The following is a 1,522-nucleotide window of genomic DNA, read 5'->3' as shown; positions in this document are numbered from 1 at the left end:
GACGCACGCCGCGCGCATAGGTTTCGTTGGCGACGATGCCGAAACTCGCGGTGCCGTAGAAATCCTGCGTCACCGACCGCCACAGATCCCACAGCGGCTTGATGGTGGTGTGCTTCTCGCGGGCGATGAAAGGCTCCGGATCGAGTCCGAGCAATTCGCCGAGCGTGCGCAGGAATTTGGTGGTCGAATGCAGCCCGATCGGCGCCTGCAGATAGGGCCGGTTCAGCGCCTCGCAGAGCAGGCGCCCGAATTCCCGATACATGCAGATATTGACGTCGGCATTGACGAGCCGCGGCATGTCCTGGAGATGGCTGCCGAGCGGGAACACCATGTTCACTTCGGCGCCGATGCCTTCGACCAGACGCCGGATTTCGGCGAGATCGGACGGCATGTTGAAGGTGCCGTAGATCGGACCGATGATGTTGACGAGCGGCTTCTCGCCATCCTTGCGCGGCTTTCGCTCCGGCACTTTCTTCAGGCCGAATTCGGTCCACAGCCACATCATGGCGCGGTTGGCGCTCTGCCACTGGTCCTCGTCGATGGTCCGCGGCAGGAAGCGCTTGATATTGGTGCCTTCCGGCGTCACCCCGCCGCCGATCATCTCGGCGATCGAGCCGGTCACCACCACCGCCGGCAAATCCGGATCGAGCACGGCATGCGCGCGTTTCATCGCGCCCTCGGTGCCCTTCTGTCCCAGCTCCTCTTCCCCGAGCCCGGTCACGACAATCGGCAATTCGTGCGGCGGCAGCGCGTCGGTATAGTGCAGCACCGAGGTGACCGGGAGATTCTCGCAGCCGACCGGCCCGTCGATCACGACCTGCAGGCCCTTGACCGCGGTGAAGACGTAGACCGAACCCCAGTAACCGCCGGCCCTGTCATGGTCGAGGATGAGCATCAGATCATCCTCGCATTCTTATAGTCGCTCTGGTCGCCGCCGGCGCGCTGCCTGGCAAACGCTGCCATCTGCCTGCGGGTGCGCTCGCGAAATTCCGGACGTGCGCGCGGCACCTCTTCCCAAACGCCGGCATTGTCGCCCGAGCCGACATCGCCGAAGAACTCGCGCATCGTATCGAAGCGCGCCTTGTTGCGAAGCGCGGCGTTCACCACCTGCGCCAGCGAACCGGCTCCGGCCGGTCCCATCAGGGGACGCGCCGAGATCAGATTGGTGAAATACAGCGCCGGGATCGCCATCTCCTTGGCCTTCTGCACGATGGGCGTCGTGCCGATGGCAAGGTCCGGCTTGAATTCGGCCAGTGCCGCAAGATCCTGTTCCAGCGAAGCACGGTACTGAACCTGCACGCCGCGCGCCTCGAGCCAATCGCGGTCGGGATCGGACCATCGCGTGCGCGGACAGGCGGTGCCGACGTAACGAACGTCCGCGCCGCTCTCGAGCAGAAGCCGCGCCACCAGAAGTTCGGAGCCCTCATAGCCGGTGAGCGTGATGCGGCCCATGACCGGCGTGGAGGTGGAGGCCGGATGTAGCGGTCGGAAAAAAAAAAAGCTTTCTTTTTCCAGCACGACA

At 64.1% G+C, this 1,522-nt stretch carries 2 protein-coding genes; both read right to left on the bottom strand.

Going from position 1 to position 1,522, the window contains the following annotated elements; genetic code table 11:
• Window positions 1–895: chlorophyllide a reductase subunit Z (gene bchZ / locus ACK41X_RS23550; RefSeq protein ID WP_409728780.1), on the bottom strand; the 895-nt coding region annotated here is incomplete at its 3' end.
• Window positions 895–1,522, bottom strand: a 628-nt coding sequence (locus ACK41X_RS23545; protein WP_409728777.1) for a nitrogenase component 1, incomplete at its 5' end; no start/stop codon positions are given. The genes ACK41X_RS23545 and bchZ, both read right to left, overlap by 1 nt.

It is taken from the genome of Pseudorhodoplanes sp. (genome assembly GCF_046289595.1).
GTDB lineage: Bacteria > Pseudomonadota > Alphaproteobacteria > Rhizobiales > Xanthobacteraceae > Pseudorhodoplanes.
The sequence above is the reverse complement of the archived record's forward strand: the minus strand, read 5'-3'. Positions and strand labels throughout refer to the sequence as shown.